25 protein-coding genes are annotated in these 22,221 nt (G+C 67.3%); 5 read left to right on the top strand and 20 right to left on the bottom strand.

The window, feature by feature from the left end; translation table 11 throughout:
• The first annotated feature begins 112 nt into the window (after positions 1 to 112).
• Positions 113 to 994, top strand: a complete 882-nt coding sequence (locus BKN51_RS31180) for a metal ABC transporter permease (protein ID WP_101611035.1) — start codon at positions 113 to 115, stop codon at positions 992 to 994.
• On the opposite strand, the gene BKN51_RS31175 is transcribed toward BKN51_RS31180, so the two are convergent.
• The 4 genes from BKN51_RS31175 to BKN51_RS31160 form a co-directional block, all read right to left on the bottom strand.
• Entirely contained in the window at positions 991 to 2,304 is a 1,314-nt protein-coding gene (locus BKN51_RS31175; RefSeq protein WP_101611034.1) for an alginate O-acetyltransferase AlgX-related protein, read from the bottom strand. The genes BKN51_RS31180 and BKN51_RS31175 overlap by 4 nt on opposite strands.
• 214 nt (positions 2,305 to 2,518) lie before the next feature.
• Positions 2,519 to 3,742 (bottom strand): DUF445 domain-containing protein, encoded by a 1,224-nt coding sequence (locus BKN51_RS31170; RefSeq protein WP_101611033.1) that lies wholly within the window; start codon positions 3,740 to 3,742, stop codon positions 2,519 to 2,521.
• A gap of 45 nt (positions 3,743 to 3,787) precedes the next feature.
• Complete coding sequence (locus tag BKN51_RS31165) at positions 3,788 to 5,014, bottom strand: DUF445 domain-containing protein (protein WP_101611032.1); 1,227 nt, start codon at positions 5,012 to 5,014, stop codon at positions 3,788 to 3,790.
• Between the two features lie 48 nt (positions 5,015 to 5,062).
• Entirely contained in the window at positions 5,063 to 6,292 is a 1,230-nt protein-coding gene (locus tag BKN51_RS31160) for a DUF445 domain-containing protein (protein WP_101611031.1), read from the bottom strand.
• 124 nt (positions 6,293 to 6,416) lie between these two features.
• Between BKN51_RS31160 and BKN51_RS31155 the strand changes: the two genes are divergently transcribed.
• Positions 6,417 to 7,370, top strand: a complete 954-nt coding sequence (locus BKN51_RS31155; RefSeq protein WP_101611030.1) for a hypothetical protein — start codon at positions 6,417 to 6,419, stop codon at positions 7,368 to 7,370.
• A gap of 87 nt (positions 7,371 to 7,457) precedes the next feature.
• Positions 7,458 to 8,108, top strand: a complete 651-nt coding sequence (locus BKN51_RS31150) for a class II aldolase/adducin family protein (protein ID WP_101611029.1) — start codon at positions 7,458 to 7,460, stop codon at positions 8,106 to 8,108.
• Between the two features lie 9 nt (positions 8,109 to 8,117).
• Here BKN51_RS31150 and BKN51_RS31145 read toward each other — a convergent pair whose 3' ends face one another.
• The 5 genes from BKN51_RS31145 to BKN51_RS31125 all read right to left on the bottom strand — a co-directional run bounded on the left by BKN51_RS31145 (position 8,118) and on the right by BKN51_RS31125 (position 11,905).
• Positions 8,118 to 8,801: an HD domain-containing protein gene (locus tag BKN51_RS31145; protein WP_101611028.1), complete on the bottom strand. Its 684-nt coding sequence runs from the start codon at positions 8,799 to 8,801 to the stop codon at positions 8,118 to 8,120.
• A gap of 66 nt (positions 8,802 to 8,867) precedes the next feature.
• Positions 8,868 to 9,506, bottom strand: a complete 639-nt coding sequence (locus tag BKN51_RS31140; RefSeq protein ID WP_101611027.1) for a hypothetical protein — start codon at positions 9,504 to 9,506, stop codon at positions 8,868 to 8,870.
• 40 nt (positions 9,507 to 9,546) lie between these two features.
• Positions 9,547 to 10,593: a hypothetical protein gene (locus BKN51_RS31135; protein ID WP_174720473.1), complete on the bottom strand. Its 1,047-nt coding sequence runs from the start codon at positions 10,591 to 10,593 to the stop codon at positions 9,547 to 9,549.
• 149 nt (positions 10,594 to 10,742) lie between these two features.
• The gene (locus tag BKN51_RS31130) at positions 10,743 to 11,348 is read right to left on the bottom strand and encodes a transglutaminase-like domain-containing protein (protein ID WP_101611026.1); all 606 of its coding nucleotides are present in this window, start codon (positions 11,346 to 11,348) and stop codon (positions 10,743 to 10,745) included.
• Positions 11,345 to 11,905 (bottom strand): TetR/AcrR family transcriptional regulator, encoded by a 561-nt coding sequence (locus BKN51_RS31125; protein WP_101611025.1) that lies wholly within the window; start codon positions 11,903 to 11,905, stop codon positions 11,345 to 11,347. The genes BKN51_RS31130 and BKN51_RS31125 overlap by 4 nt, the downstream gene beginning before the upstream one ends.
• An 87-nt stretch (positions 11,906 to 11,992) precedes the next feature.
• Here BKN51_RS31125 and BKN51_RS31120 point away from each other — a divergent pair, with 87 nt between their 5' ends.
• Positions 11,993 to 12,712 (top strand): alpha/beta fold hydrolase, encoded by a 720-nt coding sequence (locus tag BKN51_RS31120; protein WP_101611024.1) that lies wholly within the window; start codon positions 11,993 to 11,995, stop codon positions 12,710 to 12,712.
• Between the two features lie 136 nt (positions 12,713 to 12,848).
• Entirely contained in the window at positions 12,849 to 13,712 is an 864-nt protein-coding gene (locus tag BKN51_RS31115; protein WP_101611023.1) for an alpha/beta hydrolase, read from the top strand.
• Positions 13,713 to 13,768: 56 nt separating this feature from the next.
• Here the strand turns inward: BKN51_RS31115 and BKN51_RS31110 are convergent, their stop codons facing one another.
• From BKN51_RS31110 to BKN51_RS31060, 11 genes are all read right to left on the bottom strand, one after another.
• Positions 13,769 to 14,248 carry an HIT family protein gene (locus BKN51_RS31110; RefSeq protein ID WP_101611022.1) on the bottom strand — a complete coding sequence of 160 codons (480 nt, stop codon included), beginning with the start codon at positions 14,246 to 14,248 and terminating at the stop codon, positions 13,769 to 13,771.
• Positions 14,249 to 14,256: 8 nt separating this feature from the next.
• Positions 14,257 to 14,607, bottom strand: a complete 351-nt coding sequence (locus BKN51_RS31105) for a hypothetical protein (RefSeq protein WP_101611021.1) — start codon at positions 14,605 to 14,607, stop codon at positions 14,257 to 14,259.
• 13 nt (positions 14,608 to 14,620) lie between these two features.
• Positions 14,621 to 16,054, bottom strand: a complete 1,434-nt coding sequence (locus BKN51_RS31100; RefSeq protein WP_101611020.1) for an MBOAT family O-acyltransferase — start codon at positions 16,052 to 16,054, stop codon at positions 14,621 to 14,623.
• Positions 16,055 to 16,155: 101 nt separating this feature from the next.
• Positions 16,156 to 17,112, bottom strand: a complete 957-nt coding sequence (gene rlmB, locus BKN51_RS31095; RefSeq protein WP_101611019.1) for a 23S rRNA (guanosine(2251)-2'-O)-methyltransferase RlmB — start codon at positions 17,110 to 17,112, stop codon at positions 16,156 to 16,158.
• Positions 17,113 to 17,148: 36 nt separating this feature from the next.
• Positions 17,149 to 18,540, bottom strand: coding sequence for a cysteine--tRNA ligase (gene cysS / locus BKN51_RS31090; protein WP_101611018.1), 1,392 nt, complete (start codon positions 18,538 to 18,540; stop codon positions 17,149 to 17,151).
• Between the two features lie 46 nt (positions 18,541 to 18,586).
• On the bottom strand, positions 18,587 to 19,273 hold the full coding sequence (locus BKN51_RS31085) for an HAD family hydrolase (protein ID WP_101613559.1): 687 nt from the start codon (positions 19,271 to 19,273) through the stop codon (positions 18,587 to 18,589).
• Positions 19,274 to 19,380: 107 nt separating this feature from the next.
• Positions 19,381 to 19,776: a PPOX class F420-dependent oxidoreductase gene (locus BKN51_RS31080; RefSeq protein WP_101611017.1), complete on the bottom strand. Its 396-nt coding sequence runs from the start codon at positions 19,774 to 19,776 to the stop codon at positions 19,381 to 19,383.
• Positions 19,777 to 19,789: 13 nt separating this feature from the next.
• The gene (locus tag BKN51_RS31075) at positions 19,790 to 20,185 is read right to left on the bottom strand and encodes a PPOX class F420-dependent oxidoreductase (RefSeq protein WP_101611016.1); all 396 of its coding nucleotides are present in this window, start codon (positions 20,183 to 20,185) and stop codon (positions 19,790 to 19,792) included.
• Positions 20,186 to 20,213: 28 nt separating this feature from the next.
• Positions 20,214 to 20,684, bottom strand: coding sequence for a 2-C-methyl-D-erythritol 2,4-cyclodiphosphate synthase (gene ispF, locus BKN51_RS31070; protein WP_101611015.1), 471 nt, complete (start codon positions 20,682 to 20,684; stop codon positions 20,214 to 20,216).
• A gap of 171 nt (positions 20,685 to 20,855) precedes the next feature.
• Positions 20,856 to 21,506, bottom strand: a complete 651-nt coding sequence (locus BKN51_RS31065; RefSeq protein ID WP_233222930.1) for an IspD/TarI family cytidylyltransferase — start codon at positions 21,504 to 21,506, stop codon at positions 20,856 to 20,858.
• Positions 21,507 to 21,565: 59 nt separating this feature from the next.
• Positions 21,566 to 22,057: a CarD family transcriptional regulator gene (locus tag BKN51_RS31060; RefSeq protein WP_005165253.1), complete on the bottom strand. Its 492-nt coding sequence runs from the start codon at positions 22,055 to 22,057 to the stop codon at positions 21,566 to 21,568.
• Positions 22,058 to 22,221 lie beyond the last annotated feature (164 nt).

Genomic DNA, 22,221 nt, shown 5'->3' with positions numbered 1-22,221 from the left:
CCGGAGGCCCCGCGATCGGGGCGGCAGGGCGCCTGGGTGAATCAACGCGAGCGATGACGCGGAATCGCGCCCTGGCGACGCGATCGCGACCGCGGGTTCTCGGGTAAGCACCGTGGACAAGATGTTCGACTTCGCCCTCACCGGCGAACTTCTCGGTCTCGACTTCGTGCAGACGGCGCTGCTCGCGGCCGCCGTCCTCGGGCTGGTGGCGGGCGTACTCGGCCCGCTGGTCGTCATGCGGCGGATGTCGTTCGCCGTGCACGGCACCGCCGAACTGGCCTTCACCGGCGCGGCGGGCGCGCTGCTGCTCGGCGTCGGCGTCGAACTCGGCGGCCTCGCGGGCGCGGTCATCGCCGCCCTGCTGATCGGGATCCTCGGTGGCCGCGAGTCCGAACGCGACTCCGTGATCGGCGTGATCCTCGCCTTCGGCCTCGGCATGGGCGTCCTGCTGCTGTCGTTCTACGAAGGCCGCAGCGCCAACAAGTTCGGCATTCTCGTCGGGCAGATCATCACCATCGACTCCACCAACCTGAACCTGCTCGTCGGCGCGTCGGTTGTCGTCCTGGTGGTGCTCGCGGTGATCTACCGGCCGCTGCTGTTCGCCACGGTCGACCCCGCGGTCGCGACGGCGCGCGGCGTGCCGGTGAAGCTCCTGTCGCTGATCTTCGCGGTGCTGGTCGGGATTTCGAGCGCGCTCGGCGTCCAGATCGTCGGCGCGCTGCTGGTGGTCTCGCTCATGGTGACCCCGGCCGCGGCGGCGGCGCGGGTCACGGCGAGCCCGTGGAAGGCGACCGTGCTGTCGATCGTGTTCGCGGAGGTCGCCGCACTCGGCGGGATCATCCTTTCGCTCGCGCCCGGGAAGCCGGTGAGCGCGTTCGTCACGACGATCTCGTTCGTGATCTACCTGGTCTGCCGCCTCATCGCGTGGCTGCGCGGCAGGAGCTCGCGGGTCCGCGTCGAACCGACGGCGGCGCCGCAGCCCGCCTTGCGCTAGCGGATCGGGTGCTCGGCGAGCGCCTTCTTGACCGCCGTGAGGAAACCGGGGTCGATGAACGCGAGCTGACCACCGGCCACACTGCGCTCGACGGCCTCCAGGACCACGACGTTCGCGTTCACGAAAGCGTCGACGGCCTCGGCCTGCGACGTCTTCTGCGTGAAGTGCGCCAGCATCGTCAGGTTCGTGAACGCGCCCGAGAGATACCGCGAAGAAGCCTTCGTGAACGAGTCGCCGTAGATCAGGATCTTCTCGTCCACGGTCCCGATCAGCGGACTCGCGGTGCGGTAGACCGGCCTGTCGATGTCGCCGTTCGGCTCGCCCGCGCGCTCGACCAAGCCGTCCGGGCGGAGGCTGTAGAGCGTGTTCGTCTTCGTGCCCTGCTTGCTGATCAGCGGCGGCAGGTCGGCGACCGTGTCGTACTGGCCGACGGGAACGCTGACCCAGGTCTGCGTGACACCCGGTTTGATCGCGTTCGCGATGGCGCGCGTCATCACCAGCGCGCCCTCGTCGGCCCAGTGGGTGTCGTTCGGCGGGTACACCGGCCGCTGCACCCGGCCCTCGGACGCGCGCAGCTCGGGCCGCAGGTCGATCGCGCGGGCGTCCTTGAGCATCCGGTGCCAGGTGGCCGCCTCGGCCGACTGCGAGCAGTCCTTGCCGGGGTAGGTGTCAGGCAGGAATTGCGGGACCATCGTCGACTTGTCCGGTGCGACGACGAGTTCGAACCGCCTCCCGGACTGTTCGACCGCGCGCCGCAGCTCGTTGATCTTGTCGATGGTCTCGGGCAGCGGACGGGACGGATCGCATTTCGCGTCGGCGTCGTAGCCGTAGTACAGCCAGCCGTCCCGGCCCTGCACGACGCGGCGATAGCCGGACGCGGCGTTCGGCGTCGGGCCCTGCGTGGGCGCGGTCTTGGACGGGCTGGGCGCGGGCGGCGCGGGGATCGGGCCCGCCTGCTGCTGCGGTGGCGGCTGGTCGAGCGGGGCGCCCTCGCCGAAGACCCCGCGGCTGATCGCGTCCGCGGCGGCGATCGCGCCCGGCCGGAACGACAGCTGGTCGATGGCCCAGGTCGGCAGGTCGGTGAAGAAGGCCCAGCCCTTGTCCAGACCGGGGAAGCTCGCGAGCTTGTGGTTCTCGATCTCGCCGGGCCGCACGCCGAACACCCACAGCAGGGCGGGGGTGGTGAAGAACAGAAGCGCGCTGATCAGCGCGGTCAGCTGCCTGCCACCGTGGCGGGGGCGGTGCAGCGCGTGCTCACGCGGAAGCCACGCCTCGTGGACGGCTGGCAGTTGCTGGGGTTCGGACGCCACCCCACCACCGTAATCACCCCGTGTCTCGCGCAGGTGAGAACCGCCCCCAAAGCGCGTTTAGCCCGCTAAACGCAGGTCGGCGGTCCCGGGTTGGTGCCCCCAATGTGGCATTGGAGACGCTCAGCGCCTCCAATGCCACATTGGGGGCACGCTTCTCCGCCGGGCGCGCCCCGGCGGGCCGGGTCGCGTTTAGCGGGCTAAACGCGATCCGGCGTCAGTGGAGCATGAGCAGGACTTGGAGCTCCCCGACCAGGAAACCGATGAGCCCGCCGACGGCGATGAGCTTCCACTCGTCCTGCCGGAACGCCGGCCGCAGCAGCCCCTCGAACTCCAGCGGCGTCAGCCCGAGCATCCGCCGCTCGACGATCTTCGCGACGTCCATCGCCTCGGTCAGGTAGCCCTCGGCGTGGCGGATCGTCGGGGGCAGCCGCTCCAGCGCCTGCCGCGCGGCCGCCTGCTTGATCTCGCGCAGCCGTTGCCCGCCGACGGCCATCGCGACCATCGGTTTCGCGACACTCGCCTGTTCGTCGACGGCCTGCGCCACGAGCCGCTCGACCAGCGCGTACAGCCGGTCCGACCGCGGCCCGCGCAGGACGGCGTCGAGCAGGTTCGGCACGGTCAGGATCTCGTTCGCGATCATCTCGCCGTACTGACGCGCGACCTCGGCCCGCCGCCGCTGGAACTTGCCCTGCAGGATCACCCGGCCGACCCGCACCGGCTCGCGCGGCACGAAGATCAGTTTGATCGCCAGCCAGTCGGTGAACAACCCGATGCAGCCGCCGAAGATCGGCAGCACCCAAGGCTCCTTCGTCAGCGCCCACACGAACGCCTGCACGACACCGAGCCCGAAGCCGAAGTAGATCCCCGTGCGCGCGATGAACGCCATCTCCGGCCGTGACGTCTCGCGGATCAGCCGGACGAGCAGCTTCTTGTCCCTGGTGAGCCGCTGCACGGTCATGTGCTGGAAGTCGAGGACCTCGTCGAGGTTCTCGGTCATCTCCGCCATGAACTCGCGCACCAGCCGCGGCGTCGAGGCCTGGACCTGCTTGATCAGCAGCTCCTGTGCCATCGTCGGCATGACCTCCCAAAGCCTGGGATGGTGCTTTTCGAGCACTTCGCGGGCGACCTCGTCCACGGCCCGCAGCAGCGGTTGCTCGATCTCGCGCGTGATGATCGCCGGATCGATCCGCCGGAAGACCTCCTTGACGTCCAACAGGTTCGACGTCAGCAGCTCGGTCGCGACGGCGGCCATCCGCCCGCCGTGTTTGGGCACTACGCCCTGCCAGCCGAGGAACGGCTTGATCCCGACGAACTCCAGCGGTTTGAACATCATCTCGATGGCGACGCGTTTGGTGACGTAGCCGATCAGCGCGGCGATGAACGGGATCGCGGCGTACAGCCACCAGTGCCGGGCGAGGTCGTCCAGGACGGCGTCCACTCCGACCTCCTCGCTCGTGGGATGGGAAACGGTATCCGGTGCGCGTCAGTGAAGCAGCAGAAGCACCTGAAGTTCACCGACAAGGCCGCCGATCACCGCGCCGACCGCGATCAGCTTCCACTCGTCCTGCCGGAACGCCGGGCGTAGCAGCTGCTCGAATTCGAGCGGGTTCAGTTGCCGCATTCTGTCCACAATGGTGTTCCGGACGTCGAGCGCGTTGACCGCGTACCCCTCGGCGTGCCGGATCGTCTCCGGGATCCGTGCCGCGGCCTTCGCCGCCGCGGTCTGCTTCATCTCCTGGAACTTCCTGCTCCCGACGGCCATCGCGACGAACGGCTTCACGACGCTCGCCTGCGTGTCGATGGTCCGCTGCACCTCGCGGGTGATCATCGTGAACAGCTTGTCCGACTTCGGCCCGCTCAACACGGCTTCGAGCAGGTTCGGGATGGTGATGATCTCGCGCGCGATCATGTCGCCGTAGTCCGCGGCCACCTGGTCCTTGCGTTTCTGGAACACGCCTTGCCAGGTGTAGAAGCCGAAGAACCGCTTCGGCTCACGCGGCAGGAAGATCATCTTCAGGGCGATCCAGTCGGTGAACCAGCCGATGCCGACACCGAACAGCGGCAGCACGATCGGCGACTTCGTCAGCGCCCACACGAGCAGCTGCACACAGCCGAGGGAGAAGCCGAACACGATCCCCGACCGCGCGATGAACCGCATCTCCGGCCGCGAGATGTCGCGGATCAGCCGGTTCAGCAAGGCCTTGTCGCGCACCAGGTTCGTCACGACCATGTGCTTGAGGTCGAGGACGTCCTCGATGTTCTCCGCGATCTCCCGCATGATCTTTTCGATCGCGCGCGGCGCCTCGGCCTGCACGCGTTTCAGCAGCATCTGCTGGGCGGTGTTCGGCAGCACTTCCCAGAGTCTGGGCTGGTACTGCTCCATCACCTCGCGCGTGACGTCCTCGACGATCCGCAGAAGCGGCTGTTCGATCTCCTTCGCCACCTGCGCCGGATCGAGCCTGGCGAAGATCTCCTTCGGGTCCACGAGGTTGTTCGTCAGCATCTCGGTGGCGGTGGAGGCCATCCGCTCGGCGTTCGCGGGCAGCACGCCCTGCCAGCCGAGGAACGGCTTGACGCCGACGAATTCCACCGGTTTGAACATCATCTCGATGGCGACGCGTTTGGTGACGTACCCGATCAGCGCCGCGATGAACGGCATGGTGACGTACACCGGCCAGTGCTCGCCGAGGTCGGCGATGACGGCGTCCACTCGAAGCCCCTCCCGCGTCGCGCTTGAGGGGAACCTAGCCGCCTGTCCTCAGTGGAGTAGTAGCAGGACCTGAAGTTCACCCACGAGCCCGCCGATCACCGCGCCGACCGCGATCAGCTTCCATTCGTCCTGCTGGAAGGCGGGTCGCAGGATCCCTTCGAACTCGAGCGGGGTCAGCTGCTGCATCTTCACGACGATCGTGTTGCGGACGTCGAGCGCGTCAGTGGCGTAACTCTCCACGTGTTTCACCGTTTCGGGGAGGTACGCGATCGCCTTCTCCGCCGCGGCCTTCTTCATCTCCTGGTACTGCACGCCGCCGACGGTCAGCGCCACCAACGGTTTCGCGATGCTCGCCTGCGCGTCGATGGTCCGCTGCACCTCGCGCGTGATCATCGAGAACAGCTTGTCCGACTTCGGCCCGGTGAGCACGGCCTCCATCACGTTCCGCACGGTGAGGACCTCGTCCGCGATCAGCGCGCCGTAGTCGCGGGCGACCGCCTGGCGGCGTTTCTGGAACATGCCTTGCCAGCTGAAGAACAGGAACCGACGCGGCTCCCGCGGGTAGAAGATCATTTTCAGGGCCAGCCAGTCCGTGACGAACCCGGTGACGAACCCGAAGATCGGCATGATCAAGGGCTGTTTCGTCAGCGCCCACGCGACGAACTGGATCAGGCCGATGACGAAGCCGAAGTAGATCCCGGACCGGGCGATGAAGCGGAGTTCCGGGGTAGCGACCTCCTTGATCAGGCGGCAGGTCAGCGATTTGTCCCGGACCATCGCGTTGATCAGCATCTCGTTGACGTCGAGGACCTCGTCGATGTTCGTCGACACCTCGCGCATCAGCCGCGCGACGACCTTCGGCGCCTGCGCCCGGACCTGGTCGACCAGCATCCGCTGCGCCCGCGTCGGCAGCAGTTCCCACAACCTGGGCTGGTACTGCTCCATCACCTCGCGGGTCACGTCCTCGACGGCCTTGAGAAGCGGCTCCTCCAGCTCCTTGACCACCTCGTCGGGATCCAGCCGGGAGAAGATCTCCTGCGGATCGACGAGGTTCTTGGTCAGCAGGTCGACGGCGGTGGTCGCCATCCGGCGCGTGTTGGCCGGGATGACCCCCTGCCAGCCGAGGAACGGCTTGATCCCGACGAACTCCAGCGGCCGGAACATCATCTCGATGGCGACGCGTTTCGTGATGTAGCCGATGAGCGCGGCGATGAAGGGCATCGTGGCGTAGACGTGCCAGTGCTCCCTGATGTCGTCGAGGATCGCCGAAACGTTCAACCGGGCCTCCCCCTGCTTACGACCTGTCAACAATGGAGGATGCCATGTGATCGGCCCGTCGCGGACCGAGTGCAGCCGTTTGGCGGTACTACCCGACGGGCCCAGGCTCATTAAGGTGTCCGCCATGGTCGCTCCTGAGAAGACGGCGCCTCAGGCGCCCTCAGCGAAATCGCCCCAGTTCGCGGGCGCCGTCCGCGGATACGACAAGCGTCAGGTCGACGAGCGGCTCGCCGAACTGTCGACCGAACTCAAGAAGACCTCGCGCAACCGCGACGAGGCCGTGGCGACCGCCGGTGAACTCACCAAGGCGCTCGGGCACGCCCAGAAGGAACTGGACGAGACCAAGGCCGCCCTCGTGCGGATGAGCGCGAGCCCGTCCGGCGCCGGCGCGATGGCCGAACGCGTCCGCATGATGATGCAGCTCGCCGAGGAGGAGATCGCCGACCTCAAGGCCGCCGCGGAGGCCGACGCCAAGTCGACCCGCGCCGAAGCGGACCGGTACGCCCACGAGACGCAGCGCGCGAGCGACAAGGCGGCGAAGGACGCGCAGGCCGAGCGAGAGAAGCTGCTGGCGGACGCCAAGGCCGAGATCGAGCGGCTGAACTCCGAGGCGACGCAGAAGCGCAAGGAACTGGACATGGAGAGCGTCCGGACTCGCGCCGCCGCGGACAAGAAGGCCGAGGAGGCTTCGGCGGCTCGTCGCGCCGAGGCGGAGAAGGCGTCCGCGGACAAGATCGCGGAAGCCGACCGGGTGTCGGCGGGCAAGCGCTCCGAAGCCGAGCGGATCTCGGCGGAGGACATCGCCGCGAAGCAGGAGCAGGTCGCGGAGGCCCTTACCGACGCGAAGACCCAGCAGTCCGAGGCTCAGCAGGCCCGGAAGCTCGCGCTGGAACTCCGGTCCAAGGTCGCCGAACGGCTTTCCGCCACGGACGTCGCCGTCCAGGAGGCCATCAAGCTGTTGGCTCCCGCTCCCGACGCCGCCGCCGGCTCTCCCAAGGCCGAAGCACCCAAAGAAGCGGCGCCGAAGCCGAGTCCCGCCAAGACCAACGGCCCCCGCCCTGATCGCGCGACGCCGTAGGACGGTCACCCTGGTCGTGAGTGGCGATTCGTGTTCTAACCCGAATCACCACTCACGACCAGCTGTACCGACGCCTCAACCGCGACGATGATCCTGGCCGAGGAACGCGCGGCGGTCTGCGAATTCGCCCGCCGGATGACCACCGACGGGCTCGTGGTCGGTACGTCCGGCAACGTCTCCGCGAGGCAGGGCGAGCTGGTCGCGGTGACCCCGACCGGGGTCGACTACGCCGGGCTGCGGCCGGAAGACATCCCGGTGGTGGGCCTCGACGGCGAAATCGTCGACGGCTCCCTCGAACCCACCAGCGAACTCCCGATGCATCTCACGGTGTACCGGGAGGCGGCGGATCCGGACGGCAAGGCGATCTCAGCCGTGGTGCACACGCACTCCGTGCACGCCACGGCCGTCTCCACCCTCGTCACCGAGGTGCCGCCGATCCACTACATGCTCGCCGCGATCGGCCCGACGGCCCGCGTCGCGTCCTACGCGACGTACGGCACCGAGGAACTCGCCAAAGCCATGTTGGAGGCTCTGGAAGGCCGCCGGGGGTGCATCCTGGCCAATCACGGCACCACGACCTTCGGCGACAGTCTCGGCTCCGCGTACAGCCGGGCGCAGCAGCTCGAATGGGTCTGCCAGGTCTGGCTGACGGCGCGGGCGGCGGGAACACCGAATCTGCTCCCGCCCGCCGAGATCGACCACGTCGTGGAGAAACTCCGCGGCTACGGGCAACGCTAGGCCCGCGTCCTAAGAAGCCGCGGGCTCGGCCTCGTAGTCCACGGCGTGCACCGCGTCGAGGAGTTCGACGACCGTCGGATCGTCGACGGCTTCCTTGATGCACTGCCACAACTGGAGATTCGCCAACGCCCATCGGGAGTAGCTCTCCGCGGCCTTGGGGTTGTAGAAGTAATAGCCGCTGTCGTGGACGTCGCGTTGCTCGCCGACGATCTTGTCCGCCAGCTCGCGGAGGCTCAACCCGTTCTCCCGCAGATAACGGTGGGCGAGCACGACGGGCGTCACCGGCAGTGCCTTGAACAGCGTGTCGGCGTCGCTCAACGCTTGGGCCTCGAGCGAGATGTGCCGCCCTCTGGTGGCCATCTCGGCCTCGTCGATGATCTCGTCGATCCACCGGGCCACGGTGTCCTCGACACCGCACTCCCGCAGGATGCCCAACCGGAGATCTCGCCCGGCGGCCGCGGGGGAGTTCCGGAGCACGATGTAGTTCACGTCGTGCACCAGCGCCGCCACCTCGACGACGGTGCGATCCGCACCGTTGTGCTCGGCGAATCCCGCGGCCTTGGCCCGGACGAAACTCACGTGATGCCAGCCGTGGAACTGCAGTTTGTCCGCATAGCGCCAGCACAGTTGCCGGACGCGATGTTCGACGGCGTCGATGGTCTGGGAAGAAATCGTGTTCTTTCGCGCGCGCATACACCTCTCCGATCCCGTTTACAGACGGGTGGAGTAATGGTATGCGCCTTCGACGGCGGTGTGTAGTTAGATGCGGCCGGCCAGGTCCCCCAATCGGACCTCCACCGGAACGTGACGATGCCCGATTCCGGTCTTCGGGTCATAGGAGAGACTGGAATCGCTTACCGGGCGTGACTTCACCAAAAACGTCATAGTCCCTTCGGTGGCTTCGGGAATCCGATGGAACTCGTCCGCGTACATGACGCCTACCGCCCCCGCCTGACACAGTGTGCTACGTCGTAACCGAACCGATGTGATCAATCCGGAAAGCTGGTCGCGCAGGGTCGAGTACCGCTCGTGGACATAGTTGCCACGGAGGAGCGTGGTGCAGAAGTGATATCTGTGATTGTGCACGGAATCGGCGTAGCCCTCACGCCAGTCCTCCGGTGCCTTGTACTCGTGGAGCCAGATCGAAAACGGATCCGTCGGGGAGTCGAGCAGGCACCAGGCGAAATGGGTGGTCGTCTCACGGGATCGGCAGAGAACCGCGCTCGCCTCGTCCGGACTCAGCGAGTCCAGGTGCCGCCGGAGATCGGTGCGCAGGTCCGGTCTCGACGTCCAGTCCCGGAAGATCTCGTCGACGACTTGCCAATGCTGTGCCAGCGGCAGATCCGTCGTGCGGAGCAGCGCGGCCAGCTGGGTGAGGGGGGACAAGCGAGTGAGCAACTCAAGCTCCTCAGTTCTAGTGCTCTTCGGCGCCGAGAAATCAGGGGTTCAGCTCGGCGAGTGTGGTGAACTCCTTCCGGAAGGCGTGGAATTTCCCTTCCAGTTCGAGGAAGTTCTCTTCGGACAGGGGAGAACCGGTGATCTTTTCGTACAGGGCGAGGAAATCCGCCCTCGTCGTCGTGGTGGAGATACGGAAGTGGCGTCCGGAACGGGATTGGGAAACACGCAGGAACTCGGAGCGTTCCTTGTTGTACAGAAAGGAACCCTCGCTGAACCGCAGCGTGCGCGGATACAGCGTGGTCGCGCCGCGGATGTCGCTGTACAAGGTCACCCAAACGCTCTCGTCGAAGACTTCGAGCCGGTCCAGCGGCGGGTCGGCGACGACGGTGATGTCCACCAGTGAGCACCGGCTGCGGGCCAGGAACAGCCCGACCAGGCCGATGCTGATCTCGTCGTCGAGGCGTTTCTGGATCGTCTCGTAGTCCATGCCCGCTTCTTCGCTGCGCAGGAGATACCGCGCCCTGCCGCTGATGGCGCCCTCGTCGCGCGGGTCGGCGATGACCACGCGCAGCTCCCTTTCGGTGCGGGACAACAGCAATCGGGCCGCGGCGTGCCTGCCGGAGAACCCGCGGAAGAAGTAGTGCCGGGCCACGTCGAGGTCTTCGGTCATGACCCGGTTGAACAACGGATCCGGATCGGCCGTCGCCTCGAAGACGTGGGTGGGGAAGAATTCCTTGTTGAGCGAACGGTATTCGGCGCTGAGCGCTTCCAACGCGCGTCGGCTTTCCTCGATCACCGGGGTCACCATCGCGCGCTGTGACGCGGCGGCGGTGATCAGGGTCTGGCCGAAGCCGACCACCGCGGAGATCAGGGTGCCGGTGCCCAGTGAAGTGAGCAGCGTTTTACCGGCGCCGGGATCCATCATGCTGGAGATCCACAGGCTGAGGCCCGCGATGACGACCAGTACCGTGAGCAGCAGGCTCGTCCTGGTCCAGAAGATCTCTTGCAATGGGGTACGGCGGAGCCGGTCGGCTTCCGCGGGCACGGGGGTCACCTCCTTGATCCGCACCCGAACGGACGAACGCATTGCGTATCTGTTCGAGTGCGGGGAGTTACTCTACGCGCCTCGTGACCATGCCGAAATAAGAAATTCGGGGGAAAGATACCAACAGCGAACGTAACGCACGGCTATACCTTATTCGCTGCCGGGGTTTCGTCGAAACGCGGAAAAACCGCTCACGGAGCGTGGGGAAGGATGCCTTCGTACCAAGCGGGTCCGGGCTTCGCGGACGACAATGTTTCGACAACGGCCGAAGACGGAGTGGCGTACACCGTGGGGAAGTCGATCTCGCCCCTGGTGGGATCCAGCTTCCACGCGAGCCGCTCCACTTCCGGGGAATCTGTTCGTAAGAAAGGAAAGTGGGCGTCCGCACCGTTTTTGTTGCCCCTCGGATCGAGCCGGATCCACCGGTCCGGGCCGGTGAGATACACGGCGTTGAGCCCGTGCAGCACGCCGATCCGCTGATAGCAGAACCCGGCCGGGATGCCTTGGCTGCGAAGCAAAGCGGCCAGCAAGTGGGCCTTCGCGTAGCAGAGGCCGACCCGTTCGCGCAGAACCTCGGAGGCCATAAGAGTGACGCGGGAATCGGCTGCGTCCACCGTATGGGCGATCTCGTCGCGCACGTAGTGAAACATCGAACGAATCACGTCGGCTTCGGTGCCGCCGGTCGGTGACAGCGCGTCAGCCGTTTCGCGGATCAGCGGATGATCGTGATCGATGACCGCGTCCGCGACGAGATAATCTTCGAGCCGCTCGGATTCGATCTTCAAAGTGATTTTCACGCGGCCCCGTTCAGTACTGTGTCGACGGCTTCTTCGAGAAATTTCGGACCGGCTTCGCCGCCGCGCAACAACAGCCGGAACCAGATCGCCCCCGCGAGCAGATCCATCACGACGACAGGATCGGCGCCGGACCTCAATTCGCCCCTCGCGGTGGCGCGTTCGAAGATCGGCTCTTCGCGCGCCATGCGGTCGGCGAAGAAACTTCGCGACACTTCGCCCAGTTCCGGGCGGCGCGGACCCGCCGTCAGCGTCGCCGTGACGACCGGCGCGGTGTGCTCCGAAGTCAGCAGCCGGTGGATTTGCGTCGCCACGGCGAGGAGATCGCCGCGGAGGCTGCCGGTGTCCGGGATGTCGACGGCGAACAGTCCCGAATCGCGCAGCGCCGCGGCCAGGAGCGCGTCCTTCGACGGCCACCACCGGTACAGCGTCGTCTTGTTGACGCCGGACCGGGCGGCGACGGCCTCGATGGCGAGCTTCTCGTAACCGTGCTCAGCCAGGAGTTCGAGGGTGGCGGCGAAGATCGCCTCGGCCTTGCGGGGGCCGCTTTGGATGCTCACCGGAGCACAATACAACGCACCGTTGCGTTGCATGGCGATCGCCAGTACTTTGCAACGCAACGGTGCGTTGCATTCAGGAGGCAAACCATGGTCCCCGTCGTCTTCGTCCACGGCATCCGGCTCAGCGGTGCCGCGTGGGCCGGGCAGCTCGAACACTCCGGTGCTTCCGCGCGAGCGATCGACCTGCCCGGGCACGGAACCCGTCGAGGTGAGCGGTTCACCCTGGCCGGCGCGGTGGACGCCGTCGTCGGCGGGATCGAGGAGCCCGCTCTGGTCGTCGGACACTCGCTGGGCGGCTACGTCGCCATCGCCGCGGCCGCGAGGCATCCGGACCGGGTCGCGCGCCTCGTCGTCGCGGATTCGACCTACCTGCCCGGCAGGACGCTGGAGGCGCCCTTCCGCATCGCGCACCGCCTGCTCATGCGGCTCCCGGACCGGGGAGAAGGACTCAGCCGGCGGCAGTTCCGGAGTGCGCTGCCACCGAAGCTCGCCGAGGCCGTGATCGGCGGCGGCATCGCGACCGAGGTGATCCCGGACGTCGCCAAGGCCTTCGCCGACTTCGACGTGCTCGCGGAACTCGCGTCCTACCCGGGGCCGACCTGGCTGATCAACGGCTCCCGCGACCACTTCCGCCGCCGCGAGCGCCGCTTCCTCGACGCCTGCGCCGACGGCAGGCTGATCACCGTCCCGAAGGCGGGGCACTACCTGCCGATGGCGCGCGGCGAGGAGTTCTCCCGGCTGGTGCTCGACGCGGCCCGCGGCCTGCCGTCCGTTAAATCAGAGGCGCCCGGCTGCGCCCCTCGCTAGGATGATCACCATGTGTTCCGTCATCCACACCTGGCAGGCCATGCGCCTCCGGTCGACGCGCTGACCCTGGTTCCGGCCCTCGCCGACGCCAAGGTCCACGTCCACCGTTCGCCAAGGGATGACAAGGATCTTCACCATGCGCGCATCTTCGCGCCCCATTTTCGTCTTCGTTCACGGCGGCTCCAGTAACGCGCGGGCCTGGGGCCCGTTGCAGAACGAACTGGCTCTGCTCGGCTACCGTTCGCACGCCGTCGACCTACCCGGTCACGGCGACCGTGCGGACAGCCCGGCCGCTTACTATCGGCAACCCCAGGACCTCGCGGCACTGGCGGCCGCTCCCTCTCCGCTGCGCGGAATCACGTTGCAGGACAACGTGAAGCACGTCGTGGACACCCTGCGAGGGCTCGACGGCGGGGCACCGGTCGTCCTGGTCGGCAACAGCCTCGGAGGGCTGACGATCAGCGCCGTCGCCAACGCCGTGCCGGAACTGCTCGACCGTGTCGTCTACCTCTCCGCGCTCTGCCTCGGCGACCCGGCCATGCTCACCGAGCCGTGGGACGTGGTCGACGACAACCTGCTGGACGCCCTGGCGGCGCGGATCACCGTGCCGGACGTGGACGAACCCGGTGTGGCCCGGCTGAACTGGCGTAGCGCCCACGGCGACCCGGCGTTGTTCGCCGAGTTGAAGGCCGCCGTCATGGCCGACTCCACCGACCACCAGTTCCGGCTGTTGCTGGACTCTCTGGACCCGGACGAGAGCTACGCGGTGCTCGAACCGGGGGCGTTGGTCCAGGCCGACGGATGGGGGCGGGTCCCGCACACCTACGTCCGTCTCGCTTCGGATCTCAGCATCACCCCGGCGGTCCAGGACTACATGATCCGCAAGGCCGACGAACTGACTCCGCACAACCCGTTCGAGGTGCACACCCTGGCCTCGTCGCACGTCGGCTACTTCAGCCGGCCACGGGTCTTCGCCGACCTGCTGACCGCTCTCGGCTGATCCAGTGCCCCGGGAATCCCCGCCACCGACCGGCGGCGGGGATTCCCGGGGCTACGTCAGGCCGTGGCCCGAAGCCTGGTGATCTCCTGTGCCAGCGCCTCACACAGTGAGTCGTGTCGAGTGCCCAACGCATGTTCCGCGGTCCGCCAGCGATCCACCGGGTAGAGCCAGACCGGCCGCCCGACGAGGTCCGCCGGTTCCCAGTCGTAGCGCGGCCAGACGTGTGCGTGCAGGATCGGGTCCGTGTTCCCGAGGATCTCCAAGTTGACGCGACGGAAGCCAGGGTCCCGTCGGGCACAGACGTTCTCGACGGCTTCGCCGAGCACCTCCATGTCGGACAGGAACTCCAGCCGCCGCGTCCTCGGCAGATCGGTCAGCCTGCCGACGGTGGGGGAATCCGTCAGCAGGACGCAGTAGCCCGGCAGGAACTGCGTATCGCCGATCACCGCGAATCCCGCGTCCAGCCGTCGCAGCACCGTCGGGTTCTCGCCACGCAGTGCCGAGCCGACCCGATCCCGTTTCCAGTCGCCGGTCATGAGTCAAGCTAGCCGACCGGGATGAGCGAGCCTTCGGCGTTGGTCGTGAACTGCATGGCCAGCCGGACCGGTGCCGGGTGCGGGGCCAGGACGATCGACGCGAACGGGGTCGAGGTCACCCCGGTCGCGTAGTTGGTCTGCAGATGCACGCTGACGTGCACGTTCCGGTCCGCGGGGATTTCGAACGTGACCGAGCCCCACGAGACCACGTACTGCCTGCCGTCGATGCTCGCGAACGGCGCGTAGTGGCGCACCGCGTTGGCGCTGAAGGGAGGTATGTCGACGACGAGCAGCCGACGCTGACCGTCGTGGTTGTCGACGTAGGGGATCACGCCGGGCTGCGAGGCCAGATCGGTCATTCTCGGTGCTCCATCAGAACTGGTAGTAGAGGAACGGGCTGAACGTCCCGGTCGCGATCAGGATCGCCGCGTAGATCAGCCCCACGGTCATCACGCCGATCCGCAGCGCCGTCGCCGGGCGGCTCCGCGAAGACTCCAGCAGCGGCCCGGTCACCGGATGCGCCGGCAGGAACACGATCGCCAGCGCGCACAGCAGGATGATCAGCCGCTGGTTGGTCACCGCGCTCTCCACGACGTCGGTGAGACCGGTGAAGTCCGGCAGCACCATGTGCCCGATCATGCCGAGCGCGTGCGGCAGGTCCTTGGCGCGGAAGAACACCCAGCCGAAGACCACGAGAACGAGCGTCAGCGCGCGGCGGCCGATGCGGGCGGCCTGGGTCTTCGGGGTGGCGTCGTAGCCGAAAGCGCGTTCCACGATCAGCAGCGCGCCGTGGTAGACGCCCCAGATCAGGAACGTCCATTGCGCGCCGTGCCAGAACCCGGTCAGCACGAAGACGATGCACAGGTTCCGGTACGTGTGGCCCGCGCCGGTGCGGTTGCCGCCCAGCGGGATGTAGACGTAGTCGCGGAACCAGCGCGACAGCGACATGTGCCAGCGCCGCCAGAACTCGGTGATGGTCACCGACGAGTACGGCCTCGCGAAGTTCTCCGGGAGCCGGAAGCCGAGCATGCGGCCGAGCCCGATCGCCATGTCGGAGTACCCGGAGAAGTCGAAGAACAGCTGAAGGGTGTAGCCGATCGCGCCGAGCCAGGCGATCGCGAAGGTCATCTGATCCGGGGGAGTGTTGAAGCAGGCGTCCACCATCGGGCTGAGCGAGTCCGCGATGATCGTCTTCTTGCACAGCCCGAGCGCGAAGCGCGGGAAACCGGCGGCGATGTCGTCGAGGCGGTGCGAGCGCTGCTGAGGCAGCTGGTCGGCGATCTCGCGGTAGCGCACGATCGGCCCGGCCACCAGCTGCGGGAACATCGCGATGTACGCGGCGAACGACACCGGGTTGCGCAGCGCGCGGCGTTCACCGCGGTAGATGTCCACCACGTACGAGATGTGGTGGAACGTGTAGAACGAAATGCCGATCGGGATGACCAGGTCGGCCACCGGGAAACCGCCGCCGAACCAGTGCGTCACGGCCGCGATCTGCTGGGTCGCGAATCCCGCGTACTTCCAGATCAGCAGCATGCCGACGTTGAGGCCGATGACCCCGAGCAGCAGCCGCTTGCGCCGCCTGTTCTGCAGATCCCACGCGTTCGGTTCCAGCGCGGGCCCGGCCAGGAAGTTGACGACCATGCAGCCGATCAGCACCAGCGTGTACGGCCCGGCGCCGGTGGCGTAGAAGATCAGGCTGCCCGCGGCGACGATCCCGTTCCGCCAGCTGCGCGGGCACACCAGCACGGCGAGCAGTACCGCCGGCATGAAGTACCACAGGAACAGCGGCGAAATGAACGACATCGGTGCGGGGTCCCCCAGGGCGGTTACGCGTTATCCGCTGGTGACCTTAGCCTGAGGCCCCCGCCCGATGTCGATGAACTGCGTGTCGGCGAAGTGCGGGGTCAGACACGTCCCGTGAGACGGCGGCGGCGCGCCACCTCGGCCAGCAGCACTCCGGCCGCGACGGACGCGTTGAGCGACTCGACACCGGCGGCCATCGGGATCGACACGGTCGCGTCGCAGGTCTCGCGCACGAGCCGGGAGAGGCCGCGGCCTTCCGAGCCGAGCACGATGACGAGCGGGTCCGCCGCGAGGTCCAGTTCGTCGATGTCGACCGAGCCGTCCGCGTCGAGGCCGACGACCATCAGGCCGTCGTCCTTCCACGCCTTCAGCTGGCGGGTGAGGTTGGTCGCGACGGCGATCGGCAGCTTGGCGGCGGTGCCGGCGGAGGTCCGCCACGCGACCGCGGTCATGCCCGCGCTGCGCCGCTCCGGCAGGAGGACACCCTGCGCGCCGAACGCGGCGGCCGAACGGATCACCGCGCCGAGGTTGCGCGGGTCGGTGACGCCGTCGAGCGCGACGAACAGCGGGGTCTGCCCCGAGTTCTTCGCGACCGCCATCAGGTCACGCGGGTCGGCGTACTCGAACGGCGGGACCTGCAGGCCGAGGCCCTGGTGCATGGCCCGGTTGGTCTTGCGGTCGAGCTCCTCGCGCGGGACCTCCAGGATCGAGATGCCCTTGTCGCCCGCCAGGCGGACGGCCTCGTTGACGCGGTCGTCGATCTCGATGTTGATCGCGACGTACAGCGCGGTGGCGGGCACGTCGGCACGCAGCGCCTCGACCACCGGGTTGCGTCCGGCGATCAGTTCCGGCTTGTCGGCCTTCTTCTGGCGCGCCTGTTCCTTGCGGTCACGCGCGTTCGACATGCGGTACGCCTTGTGCCCGGGCCGGTCCTCGGCCTTGGGGGTCGGGCCCTTGCCTTCCAGGCCCTTCCGGCGCTGGCCGCCGGAGCCGACGACCTGACCCTTCTTCGTGCCGGGCTTGCGAATAGCGCCCTGGCGCCGGGAGTTGCCTGCCATCAGTGAGAATCCTTGAGCTAGAAAAGCGAGTAAGTGTCAGACTTCCTTGACGGTCCACTGTGGACCGTTCGGGGTGTCTTCCACCACGATGCCCGCCTGCTGGAGGCGGTCACGCGCGGCGTCCGCACGGGCGAAGTCCTTCTCGGCGCGGGCCTGCTGCCGTTCGGTGAGCAGCCCTTCCACGAGGTCGGACAGTGCCTGCCGGGTGGGCGTTTCGTTGCCGCCCGCCTCGGACCAGCGCGCGGAGAGCGGGTCGAGGCCGAGCACGTCGGTCATCGCGCGCACGGAGGCGGCGAATTCGAGTGCCTTGGAAGTGTCGGCCTCGTCGAGGGCGGCGTTACCGTCGCGGACCGTGTTGTGCAGCACTGCGAACGCCTGCGGGGTGGCCAGATCGTCGTCGAGCGCGGCGGCGAACTCCCGGGGGACCTCGCCGAGGTGGACGTCACCGGCGATGCCGGCGGTACGCCGCAGGAACTGCTCGATCCTCCGGTAGCCCTGGGCGGCTTCGGTGAGCGCGCCGTCGGAGTACTCGATCGTCGACCGGTAATGCGGCTGGATCAGGTAGTACCGCAGTTCGGGCGCCCGGTAGTTCTTGATCATCTCCGGGATCGACACCGTGTTGCCCAGCGACTTCGACATCTTCTCGCCGGACATGGTCACCCAGGCGTTGTGCAGCCAGAACCGCGCGAACGGGTCGCCCGCCGCGTTGGACTGGGCGCGTTCGTTCTCGTGGTGCGGGAACACCAGGTCGATGCCGCCGCCGTGGATGTCGAACTCGGGGCCGAGGTACGTCGTCGCCATCGCGGAGCACTCCAGGTGCCAGCCGGGACGGCCGTCACCCCACGGCGTCGGCCACGACGGTTCGCCCGGCTTCGAGGCCTTCCACAGGGTGAAGTCGCGCGGGTCGCGCTTGCCCTCGCCGAGGCTCTCGCCCTGCTGGACCTCGTCGGGCTTCTGGCCGGACAGGTCGCCGTAGCCGTCGAACGCCTTGACCGAGAAGTACACGTCGCCGCCGGAGGCGTAGGCGTGCCCGCCGTCGATCAGCCGCTGCATCAGCCCAACCATCTGCGTGACGTGCCCCGTCGCCCGGGGGGAGATCGAAGCGGGCAGGCAGCCCAGCGACTCGTACGCCGTCTCGAAGGCGCGCTCGTGCGTGGCGGCCCACTCCCACCAGGGGCGATCCGCCGCGGCGGCCTTGGTGAGGATCTTGTCGTCGATGTCGGTGACGTTGCGGACCATCAGCACGTCGAGTCCACTGTGGACGAGCCAGCGACGCAGGACGTCGTAGTTCAGCGCGCCGCGGACGTGGCCGATGTGGGGGATGCCCTGCACGGTGGCACCACACACGTACATGGACGCCGTTCCGCTACGGGCGGGATGGAACTCCCGCACGCTCCGGGTCGCGGTGTCATAGAGGTGTAGTGCCACCCTAAAAGGGTACGGGGTCCGCGTGAGCGGCGTCGCAGTGACCGTATTACAGCACGTTATGGGTGCGCATGACACCAAGTAGGGCGTCCGGCCGCTCGGTCGTCGGCAGCGGCTCTACCAGCGCGAACGCACAGCCGATCTCGCGTGCGGCGCCGTCGGCCTCCTCGCTGTCGCCGACCATCAGCGTCTCCGCGGGGTCGACCCCGAGCCGCTCGACGGCCGTCCGGAAGATCTCCGGCTCCGGCTTCACGGCCCCGACCTCGAAGGACAGGATGAACTCGTCGACGAAGGCGTCCCAGCCGCGGCGGCCGAAGGCGGGACGGATGTCGAAGGCGATGTTGCTCAGGACCCCGACCTTGACGCCCTTGCCCGCGACGCCCTTGAGCACGGCCTCGGTGTCCGGGTACGGCGTCCACTGGGTGGGATCGATCAGCCGGGTGTAGAGCGCGACTGCCTGGTCGGCGTGCGGGACCCCGGACTGCTTGAGGACCTCGAGGTACACCTTCCGGTGCAGCACCGGGTCGCGGTCGCGGTGGTTCCAGGCGTGCAGGTGCTCCTCGTCGAGGTCGACGACCTGGCCGACCGGCGCGGTCATCCGGCGCATCAGTTCGGTCTGGGCCTCGAGGTCGAGGTTTTCGCCCTCGTGATCGGTGAGGTCGGCGAGCCAGGTCTCATCCTGCTCGAGCCGGAAGACCGTGCCGGAGAAGTCGAACAACACAGCGCGATAGGTCACGAACCCCACCCTAGCCACGATCGTGGGGTCTTCGCCGCTCCCCGCGTGTGACATGAAAGGCCCGTTACTTGCAAATTTTGCAAGTAACGGGCCTTTCATAGCGCTTGTCAGGCGGCGTTACCGGTGATCTTGGTGGGCGTGATCCGGACCAGCACGCGGACGACGTCCGCCGGCTCCTCCGGGTAGTCCTTGTCGAGGTACTTGTGCGAGAGCTCGTTGATCAGCTCGCGCCCGCCCTCGTCGGTCATCTCCACGGTGCCGCGGATCTCGACGTAGTTGTACGGGTTCTCCTGGTCGAACACCGACACGGACACCCGCGGGTCCCTGGCCATGTTCCGCTCCTTGAGACGGCCGCGGACGGTCGCGAAGATCACCGTGTCGCCGTCCCGCTTCGCCCACAGCACGGACGTCTGCGCGGAGCCGTCGGCGTTGAGGGTCGCGAGGACCGGGAAGTTGTTGCCGTCGAGGAGTTTCTTGGTCTCATCGTTGAAAGTCACACCCATGGCGAGAGCCTAATCAACGAACGTTCCCGGCGATCCGGTCGACTCGCAGCCGGACGATCACCCGTTCGACCTCCGGGCCTTCCGGCGGCGGGTCCTGGCCGAGGTACTTGTGGCTGAGCGTCTTCGGCAACGTCTTCCCGGGGTCCGGTGTGATCGTGACCGTGCCCCGCAGTTGCGTGTGCCGGTACGGGTTCTCCGCGTCGGTGATCGACACGCTCGCGCGAGGGTCGCGTCGGAGGTTCCGCACCTTCAGCCTGTCCTCGGTGGCGCTGAAGACCAGATCGCCGTCGTCGAGGCCCACCCAGATGACCGAGGTCTGCGGCCCGCCGTCGGCGTCCAGCGTGGCCACGGTCGCGAAGTTCTTGCCGTCCACCAGTTCACGGACCGGTTCGGGAAGTGTGACTGCCATGACTGCCCGAACCGGCTCCTGGCGCGGGCTATTCCTGCGAGGGCAGGAGCAACGCCGTCGCGAACGCCGCGATGCCTTCGCCGCGGCCGGTCAGGCCGAGCCCGTCGGTCGTCGTGCCGGAGACGCTCACCGGTCCGCCGACGGCCTCGCTCAGCACCTTCTGCGCCTCTTCGCGGCGCTTCCCGACGCGCGGCGCGTTGCCGACGATCTGGACGGTCGCGTTCCCGACGGTCCAGCCGCCCGCCTCGACCAGGCGCCGCGCCTCGGCGAGGAACTCGACGCCGTGCTTGCCCGCCCACTTCGGATCACCGGTGCCGAACACCGCGCCGAGATCACCCAGTCCGGCCGCGGACAGCAGGGCGTCGCACAACGCGTGCGCGGCGACGTCGCCGTCGGAATGCCCCGCGCAGCCGTCGACGCCGGGCCAGAGGAGACCGGCGACCCAGCATTCGCGGCCTGCCTCGACGGGGTGGACGTCAACGCCGTTGCCGATCCTCACAGCACATCCTCTTCTCTTCGCCTGTTCGCGCGCGACCGCGATCGCGTCGCCGGGGCGCACGTTAGTGACTTACGCGCGGACTCGGGGGAAGGCGCCCCGCCGCCGCGATAGCGGGGCCTCTCGGCCGCACACGCGCCTGTCTGCCCACTTCGGCGGCGCGGCGCGAGTGAATCAGAGGGTTTCCTCTTCTTCTCCGGCCACAGCGATCGCCTCGGCCAGTTTCAGTTCGAACGAAGTGGTGACGCGCATCGCATCGGGATGCCCGGCGACGGTGTGCGCGCCGTCGAGAGACGGTTTGTCGACATACGAGAGAAAAGTCTCACGAGTGAAGCCGAGCGGGGTTTGCGCCGTACGCAGGTGTGCGCGGTCTTCGGTGCCCGTGATCACCTTCGCCGCGTCGGTCACCTTCACGGTGTCCGCCATCGGCAGTACGGGAACCACGAAGGGGAAGCCCGCACGGACCGCGTCCGCGACGGCACGGACCGTGTCCGCGGGAGTGAATGCGCGCAACGCGTCATGCACGAGGAAAACGGGATTCCCGGCGATCTCTTTTTCGACGGTGTCGAAAGCATGTTTGAGCGATGATCCGGGTACTATCCGGCAACGCTCTTCCAAGCCGGTCAGAGCGGCCGAATACAAATGAGCACACCGCTCGGGGGCCGCCACGACCACCAGATCGAGATCCGGCAGCGCGAGCAGCCCCCGCACAGTGTGCGTGAGTAGAGCTTCACCATTGACCGGCGCGAGAGCGAGCTCCGCGTCGGAGGCATGGTGTCGAACGGCAGTGACGAACACGATTGTGCTCATATGGACGGTGCTCATATGTGCGCGATCGTAGAGGTATCCCCCGCAGCCTCACCTGGCGTGGGACATCCGCCGATTCAGACTGCCGCGGTTTCCAGAACTTCGTCGAGGAGGACTTCAGCCTTGTCCTCGTCGGTGCCCTCCGCGAGCGCCAGCTCGCTGACCAGAATTTGCCGCGCCTTCGCCAGCATGCGCTTCTCGCCGGCTGAAAGTCCGCGGTCCTTCTCTCGTCGCCAGAGGTCGCGCACCACTTCGGCCACCTTGTTCACATCGCCGGAGGCGAGCTTCTCGAGGTTGGCCTTGTACCGACGAGACCAGTTAGTGGGCTCTTCGGTGTGCGGAGCACGCAGAACGTCGAAAACCTTGTCCAGTCCTTCTTGCCCGACGACATCACGAACACCGACGATCTCGGCGTTGTCAGCGGGCACGCGAACCGTAAGATCCCCTTGCGCGACTTTGAGGACGAGGTACTTCTTCTCCTCGCCCTTGATCACGCGGGTCTCGATGGCTTCGATGAGTGCGGCACCGTGGTGCGGGTAGACGACGGTCTCTCCGACCTTGAAAACCATGTGTCCTCTGCCCCTTTCGCTGAATTCATCTTAGCACGTGCCGACGAGGCCCACCTAGCGGCCTGCGATCGTCGTCGCAGGTCAGCGGCCTGACGATGGTCCGCCCAGGGGTTGACAAACCCAATTTGCCCATGCTCATGCAGGTGAGAAGCGAACGATTTCCA

This window comes from Amycolatopsis sp. BJA-103 (assembly GCF_002849735.1).
In the GTDB taxonomy this organism is placed as follows: Bacteria; Actinomycetota; Actinomycetes; order Mycobacteriales; family Pseudonocardiaceae; genus Amycolatopsis.
This window is presented reverse-complemented; position numbering and strand designations above follow the sequence as displayed.

Coding starts and splice junctions, on each gene's coding strand:
- BKN51_RS31110 (WP_101611022.1), bottom strand. CDS start 14,248: ATGACCGGCGACTGGAAACGGGATCGGGTCGGCTCGGCACTGCGTGGC.
- BKN51_RS31100 (WP_101611020.1), bottom strand. CDS start 16,054: ATGTCGTTCATTTCGCCGCTGTTCCTGTGGTACTTCATGCCGGCGGTA.
- BKN51_RS31150 (WP_101611029.1), top strand. CDS start 7,458: ATGATCCTGGCCGAGGAACGCGCGGCGGTCTGCGAATTCGCCCGCCGG.
- BKN51_RS31105 (WP_101611021.1), bottom strand. CDS start 14,607: ATGACCGATCTGGCCTCGCAGCCCGGCGTGATCCCCTACGTCGACAAC.
- BKN51_RS31135 (WP_174720473.1), bottom strand. CDS start 10,593: ATGCGTTCGTCCGTTCGGGTGCGGATCAAGGAGGTGACCCCCGTGCCC.
- BKN51_RS31060 (WP_005165253.1), bottom strand. CDS start 22,057: ATGGTTTTCAAGGTCGGAGAGACCGTCGTCTACCCGCACCACGGTGCC.
- BKN51_RS31065 (WP_233222930.1), bottom strand. CDS start 21,506: ATGAGCACCGTCCATATGAGCACAATCGTGTTCGTCACTGCCGTTCGA.
- BKN51_RS31145 (WP_101611028.1), bottom strand. CDS start 8,801: ATGCGCGCGCGAAAGAACACGATTTCTTCCCAGACCATCGACGCCGTC.
- rlmB (WP_101611019.1), bottom strand. CDS start 17,112: ATGGCAGGCAACTCCCGGCGCCAGGGCGCTATTCGCAAGCCCGGCACG.
- BKN51_RS31120 (WP_101611024.1), top strand. CDS start 11,993: ATGGTCCCCGTCGTCTTCGTCCACGGCATCCGGCTCAGCGGTGCCGCG.
- BKN51_RS31155 (WP_101611030.1), top strand. CDS start 6,417: ATGGTCGCTCCTGAGAAGACGGCGCCTCAGGCGCCCTCAGCGAAATCG.
- BKN51_RS31115 (WP_101611023.1), top strand. CDS start 12,849: ATGCGCGCATCTTCGCGCCCCATTTTCGTCTTCGTTCACGGCGGCTCC.
- BKN51_RS31080 (WP_101611017.1), bottom strand. CDS start 19,776: ATGGGTGTGACTTTCAACGATGAGACCAAGAAACTCCTCGACGGCAAC.
- BKN51_RS31075 (WP_101611016.1), bottom strand. CDS start 20,185: ATGGCAGTCACACTTCCCGAACCGGTCCGTGAACTGGTGGACGGCAAG.